Annotated in this window: 8 protein-coding genes; 7 read left to right on the top strand and 1 reads right to left on the bottom strand. The window is 31.1% G+C overall.

The features are described 5' to 3' along the window. From Q0075_RS12830 to Q0075_RS12800, 7 genes are all read left to right on the top strand, one after another. The coding region (locus tag Q0075_RS12830) for a YggS family pyridoxal phosphate-dependent enzyme (RefSeq protein WP_297869853.1) at positions 1–428 on the top strand (428 nt) is incomplete at its 5' end. A gap of 57 nt (positions 429–485) precedes the next feature. Continuing rightward, entirely contained in the window at positions 486–1,847 is a 1,362-nt protein-coding gene (locus Q0075_RS12825) for an exonuclease domain-containing protein (RefSeq protein ID WP_297869852.1), read from the top strand. An 18-nt stretch (positions 1,848–1,865) separates the two neighbouring features. Continuing rightward, positions 1,866–2,693, top strand: coding sequence for an ion transporter (locus tag Q0075_RS12820; RefSeq protein ID WP_297869851.1), 828 nt, complete (start codon positions 1,866–1,868; stop codon positions 2,691–2,693). 1 nt (position 2,694) lies between these two features. Further along, on the top strand, positions 2,695–3,618 hold the full coding sequence (gene miaA / locus Q0075_RS12815) for a tRNA (adenosine(37)-N6)-dimethylallyltransferase MiaA (protein ID WP_297869850.1): 924 nt from the start codon (positions 2,695–2,697) through the stop codon (positions 3,616–3,618). A gap of 44 nt (positions 3,619–3,662) precedes the next feature. Beyond that, the gene (locus Q0075_RS12810; RefSeq protein ID WP_297869849.1) at positions 3,663–4,295 is read left to right on the top strand and encodes a hypothetical protein; all 633 of its coding nucleotides are present in this window, start codon (positions 3,663–3,665) and stop codon (positions 4,293–4,295) included. A 3-nt stretch (positions 4,296–4,298) separates the two neighbouring features. Next, positions 4,299–4,904, top strand: a complete 606-nt coding sequence (locus Q0075_RS12805) for a hypothetical protein (protein WP_297869848.1) — start codon at positions 4,299–4,301, stop codon at positions 4,902–4,904. Position 4,905: 1 nt separating this feature from the next. Beyond that, positions 4,906–5,631: an acyl-ACP thioesterase domain-containing protein gene (locus Q0075_RS12800; protein WP_297869847.1), complete on the top strand. Its 726-nt coding sequence runs from the start codon at positions 4,906–4,908 to the stop codon at positions 5,629–5,631. A 31-nt stretch (positions 5,632–5,662) separates the two neighbouring features. Here the strand turns inward: Q0075_RS12800 and Q0075_RS12795 are convergent, their stop codons facing one another. Then, positions 5,663–6,361: a response regulator transcription factor gene (locus Q0075_RS12795; protein ID WP_297869846.1), complete on the bottom strand. Its 699-nt coding sequence runs from the start codon at positions 6,359–6,361 to the stop codon at positions 5,663–5,665. Positions 6,362–6,375 lie beyond the last annotated feature (14 nt).

The raw sequence follows: 6,375 nt of genomic DNA, 5'->3' as shown, positions 1-6,375 counted from the left end.
GTTTGATTCACGGTGTTGATAGTTTGAAATTACTGCAAGAAATCAACAAACAAGCCGCAAAAAATAATCGTGTGATTGATTGTTTGTTACAAGTTTACATTGCGGAAGAAGAAAGCAAATTTGGTCTTGATGAAGAAGAATTATATGAGATTTTGAATGAAATTCAGCATAATAAGGAAAACTATAAAAACATCAAAATCGTAGGTTTAATGGGAATGGCAACCTTCACAGAAAACCAAAACCAAATCGAAAAGGAATTCAAACATCTAAAAACGATTTTTGATAAATACAAAACACTGAACACTGAACACTGTCAACTGAACACTCTCTCAATGGGCATGTCGGGCGATTATCAACTAGCAATTTCATGTGGAAGCACGATGGTTCGAATTGGAAGTAGTATATTTGGCTCCAGAAATTATCAATAAGGCAATTTGTCAATGTGCCAATTAACTGAAAACTGAGACTGAACACTGTAAACTATTTTGTACGCAATCATCGACATAGAAACCACTGGAGGGCAATACAATGAAGAAGGTATTACCGAAATCGCCATTTATAAATTTGATGGTCATGAGGTTGTGGACCAATTCATCAGTTTGGTAAATCCTGAGAAGCCAATTCAACCCTTTGTGGTAAAATTGACTGGGATTAACAATGCAATGCTCAGAAGTGCTCCCAAATTCTATGAAGTCGCAAAAAGAATTATCGAAATTACCGAAGGATGCGTAATTGTGGCTCACAATGCTTCATTCGATTATCGCATTTTAAAAACCGAGTTTAGACGTTTAGGTTTTGATTTCAAAAAACAAACGCTATGCACGGTAGAATTAGCAAAAAAGTTAATTCCGGGTCAAGAATCGTATAGTTTGGGTAAGCTGGTGCGTTCATTAGGAATTCCTATGGCAGACAGACATCGTGCAAGTGGTGATGCTTTGGCTACGGTGAAATTATTCAAAATGTTGTTGGTAAAAGACATCGAGAAAGAAATCGTAAAAAGTTTCATCAAAACCGAAATCAAATCGGGAATGTCACCAAAATTGTTAGACATTGTGGAGAATTTACCTTCTAAAACAGGAATTTACTACATTCATAACGAAAAAGGCGATTTGATTTACATCGGAAAAAGTAAAAACATCAAAAAACGTGTCAACCAACATTTCACGGGAACTTCGAGCAAAAGTAAAAAAATTCAACGCGATGTTTATGCCGTAACTTTTGAAGAAACGGGAAGCGAATTAATTGCACTTTTAAAGGAAAGCGAAGAAATTAAAATCAACAAACCTATTTATAATAGAGCCCAACGCAAAAGTATTTTCCAATATGCGTTGTATCAACATAAAAACGAACAAGGTTACATCGCTTTAACCGTTGAAAAAGCCGATGGAAGAAAGAAAGAAATCACCTCTTTTACATCACTTCAGGAAGGCAAAAATGTGCTGTTCAAGATAACGGAGAAATACAATTTATGTCAGAAAATCAATGGTTTATATGATACTCAAAACGGATGTTTTCAATACAAAATCAAAGAATGTAATGGAGCTTGTGTGGGCGAAGAACTTCCAGAAAGTTACAACGAACGTGTGTTGGAATTCATAGAAGAAAACTCGTTTGAAAATAACAACATGGTAATTCTTGACCGAGGTAGATCTTATGATGAAAGAACCGCAGTTCTTATTGAAAATGGCATTTACAAAGGCTATTGCTTTTACGATTTGAATTATCAAGTAAACAACATTGAAATTTTGAAAAACATCATTATTCCAATGCAACACAATCGCGATACGAAAACGATTATTCAGACCTATTTACGCAAACACAAAGTATATAAGATTATTCAATTTTAATTGTTTAACTTTGTTTTTATGAATGAAGTTAAGTCGAAATACGAGATTTTCAAACAAAAAGCTCACATCATTATCTACGGAACCAATACGGTTGCAGGAAGACTTTTCGATATAATTCTTTTGGGATTGATTTTACTGAGCGTTGTCTTAGTAATGTTGGAAACCGTAAAAGAATTCGATGGAAAATACCACACTTTCATTTTAGTTTCGGAATGGATAATAACCATTTTTTTTACTATTGAATACATTTTACGAATCATTACGATTAAAAAACCCATGAATTATATTTTAAGTTTCTACGGAATTATCGATTTAGTAGCGATTTTGCCTATGTATTTATCGTTTTTCTTCGTTGGAACAAGTGTTTTTACAGTGGTTAGAGCCTTACGATTATTGCGATTATTTAAAATATTAAATCATCCTCAATTCTCCAGTCAATCAGTGCATTTACGAGAATCGATTATTGCGAGTCGCGGTCGTATCTTGGTTTTTATGTACTTTATTTTGATAAGTTGTATCATCATTGGTTCGGTAATGTATGTTGTGGAAGGAGATGAAGCTGGATTCACCAGTATTCCAGTTTCAATTTATTGGTGCATTGTAACTTTAACTACTGTTGGATTTGGCGATATTACTCCTATTACACCTTTGGGACAATTTATTGCCTCATTTGTAATGATTATGGGTTATGGAATCATTGCCGTTCCTACCGGAATTATTACAGCTGAAATTGCAAAAAACACACCTAAAACAAGAGAAAGTGACAAAAAAGTTTGCCAAAACTGTGGCAATTCAGAACATTTATTAAACGCAAAATATTGTCAGGATTGCGGAAGCGAATTATAAAATGAATTACCTAATTACGATTATTGGTCCAACTGCCATTGGAAAAACAGCATTAAGTATTGCTTTAGCACAACATTTTGGTTGCGATATTATTTCGTGTGATAGTCGTCAGTTTTTTAAGGAAATGAAAATTGGCACCGCTGTTCCGAGTTATGAAGAATTAGCAGCTGCAAACCATCATTTTATTCAAAATAAATCGATTTTTGAAAGTTATTCGGTAGGCGATTTTGAACAAGAAGCTTTAACGAAATTGGACGAATTATTTCAGAAAAATAACATTCAAATTATGGTAGGTGGTTCGGGATTGTACGTGGATGCTGTTTTGAAAGGATTTGATGATTTTCCAGATATTGATGATTCGATTCGAACTGAAATTAATGCCAAATATGATGCAATAGGAATTACCTATTTACAAGAGCAACTCCAAAAATTAGATTCGGAATATTACCAAAAGTTACAAACTGAAAATCCGCAAACCTTACAAAATCCACAACGTATGAAACGCTTTGTAGAAGTTTGTATTGGAAGTGGAAAACCGTATTCGAGTTTTATTGGAAAACGAAAAAACGAAAGAAACTTCACTCCTATCATCATTGGTTTAGAAGCCGACCGAGAAATCATGTACAACAGAATCAACCAACGCGTTGATATCATACTAAATGAAGGACTTTTAGCCGAAGCACAAGCTTTGTGTCCAAATAAACATTTGAATGCGTTACAAACTGTTGGTTATCGAGAATTATTCGATTATTTTGATGGGAAAACCACTTTAGATTTCGCCATTGAGCAAATCAAAATGAATACAAGACGATTTGCTAAACGTCAAATCACTTGGTTTAAACGAACAGAAAACGTGAGTTGGTTTGATTATTTAACTGATAGAAAAGAGATTATTCAAGTCATAGAAAAAATAATGACAACTTAACGCAACCTTATAAGATTTTTCTCATCTTAGTTAAAAATAAAATAATGAAAAAGTTACTATTACTACTTGTATTTACATATATCTCTTGCGGAATTCCTTATGATGGGGAAACCATAATAAATATAAAACTAAAAGTAGTTAACTCTGAAAATCAACCTTTAGCTAATGAAAAGGCATATATAGGAACAAGTTATGATGATGATAGTTATGATTTTTCAACTTACAAAAAAAAATCTAATGAAGAAGGTTTTATACAATTTGATATGTTCAAACCAACCAATAACTCAAGTTTAATCCTGGAAAATTCGACAGAATATTTACCCGTTTATTTCAATGGAATAAATGATGATAATTTTGAGGGTTTAAATTGGGATTTAGGAACCATAACATTATTAAAGTTAGACGAGATTATTACATTTACAATTATCCCTAATCAAATTAGTTCAAATAAAATTATTTATAAAATTGATGTAGATGCAATTAAATATGAAGAACAAATCAATTTATACATTGACGATCTTATTTATAATGAACCTCAATTATTTTATCAAGTAAAAAAGAATCAAACATTTGAACTTAATTATCAAATTAAAAATACAATAACTGAAGAAATAGAATATTTTTCTATTCCATTAACTATAAATAATGATGAATTAAATTATACATTAACATACTAAGTTATGAGAAAAATATTCATTATCATATTTGTGTTATCGAGTACTTTGGCTTTTAGTCAAAAGGAAGCAAAGAATAAAATTGTAGATTTTAATCCAGCATTTAGATTTGGTTTTCAATTACCAATTCAATTTGGAAACAACTATTTTTCAAAAGATTTAAGTTCTGGATTTGGATTTCATTCAATATTATCATTAGTAAAAATTTATAATTTCAGACTAAGCTTAGGATATGAATTTCAAAAATTAAAAGTAGAAAATTCAAATGCTATTGGAAATTTTGATTACATTAATTCAAATTCTTACCAGTATATTTTAGAATATGAAATTCCCTTAAATTCAAAATTTGAGCTTAATCCAACAATAAGTTATGGACAATGTCAATTTAATTATAAAGAAAATACTGGAGGAAGCATATTAGCAAAACAAAGTTTAGAAGAAATTAGATTAGGTAGTTATATAAACTATAATTTAAATAAAACTTTTGCCGGTTATGCTGGATTACATTTTTCTCATTTTTATAATTCAAATTTGAATGCAAGTCCAGAAAAAAAAGATTACTATGGCAAAGGAAATAAATTTATTATCTCATTAGGAATCTTAATACATTAAAATGTCCATTTCTCCCAATTTTACTTCTATTTTAGAACAAGAATACGAAATCAATTTTCTGCAATGCTATCCAAATGGTTTGTTGAAATATACTGATTTGTGTAATATTTTTCAAATTACAGCGGGAATTCATGCCGATTTAGGTGGCATTAGTTTTAGCGATATGCAAGAACATCATCAAGCATGGGTAATGAGTAAAATGCGTTTGGAAATTATCAACTTGCCGAAATGGAAAGAAAAAGTAACGGTAAAAACGTGGATAAAATCGTTAGAAAATTCACGTTCAACTCGTTGTTTAGAATTGTATCGTGGAGATGAGAAATTAGCTGGGTGCGAAACGTATTGGGCGGTTTTAAATACACAAATTAGAAGACCAGAAAATTTAGCTTTACCTCACGAACATTTTATCAAATATCCAGAACATAGTGCAACTGAAAAATCGGTACAGCACATTAACTTGGATGTTCCATTTGAAAAAGTGTTGGATTATAAAGTGCAATTATCTGATTTGGATATTGTAAACCATGCTAACAATGTAAAATACTTGGAATGGTGTTTAAATTCGATGGATAGAAAATTCGTTTTAAAACAACACATTAAAGGTTTTGAAATGAATTTCTTAAAAGAATTAAATTGGAATGATGAAGCGGTAATTTCAAAAAATGAAAATACGTACATCATTTCTAAAGACGATAAGATTTGTTATGCTTTAGAAGTTATTGAATAAAAAAAGTCCTGAATTGCTTCAGGACTTTTTATTATTTTTTGATTACTAATCTAAAACCTTCTCCGTGAATGTTTAAGATTTCTACATTCTCATCTTGCTTTAAGAATTTTCTCAATTTAGCGATGTACACGTCCATACTTCTTGATGTGAAGTAGTTATCGTCTCTCCAAATTTTGGTTAACGCTAATTCTCTTGGCATTAAATCATTTTCATGAAGTGCTAACATTTTTAAAAGTTCACACTCTTTTGGTGATAATTTAATTGGCTCTTGACCAGGATATGTTAAGAAACGTAATTTTGAGTTTAAGTGGAATTTACCAATTTCGAACTCAAATTTAGTTGTATCAGGTTTTACTTCGGTAGCTTTTCTTTGAATAATCGCTTTAATTTTCATTAAAAGTACTTCCGAATCAAACGGCTTGTTTAAATAATCGTCAGCTCCTACTTTATAGCCTTTTAAAACGTCTTCTTTTAAAGTTTTAGCCGTTAAAAAGATGATAGGCACTTCTTGATTTTTCTCGCGAATTTCTCTAGCTAAAGTGTATCCATCTTTGTATGGCATCATCACGTCTAAAATACACAAATCGTAGGTGTCTTTTTTGAATTTTTCAAAACCTTCCATTCCGTTTTTAGCCAACGTAACTTCAAAATCATTTATCATTAAATAATCTTTCAAAACCGCACCGAAGTTTGGATCGTCTTCAACTAATAATATTTTCTTTGCTTCCATAGTAATTGTATGTA

Source organism: uncultured Flavobacterium sp. (genome assembly GCF_937967675.1).
GTDB lineage: Bacteria > Bacteroidota > Bacteroidia > Flavobacteriales > Flavobacteriaceae > Flavobacterium.
Note: the sequence above shows the minus strand (reverse complement) of the source record. Positions and strands in the feature narration are given on the sequence as shown.

Coding starts and splice junctions, on each gene's coding strand:
- Q0075_RS12820 (WP_297869851.1), top strand. CDS start 1,866: ATGAATGAAGTTAAGTCGAAATACGAGATTTTCAAACAAAAAGCTCAC.
- Q0075_RS12795 (WP_297869846.1), bottom strand. CDS start 6,361: ATGGAAGCAAAGAAAATATTATTAGTTGAAGACGATCCAAACTTCGGT.
- Q0075_RS12800 (WP_297869847.1), top strand. CDS start 4,906: ATGTCCATTTCTCCCAATTTTACTTCTATTTTAGAACAAGAATACGAA.
- miaA (WP_297869850.1), top strand. CDS start 2,695: ATGAATTACCTAATTACGATTATTGGTCCAACTGCCATTGGAAAAACA.
- Q0075_RS12805 (WP_297869848.1), top strand. CDS start 4,299: ATGAGAAAAATATTCATTATCATATTTGTGTTATCGAGTACTTTGGCT.
- Q0075_RS12810 (WP_297869849.1), top strand. CDS start 3,663: ATGAAAAAGTTACTATTACTACTTGTATTTACATATATCTCTTGCGGA.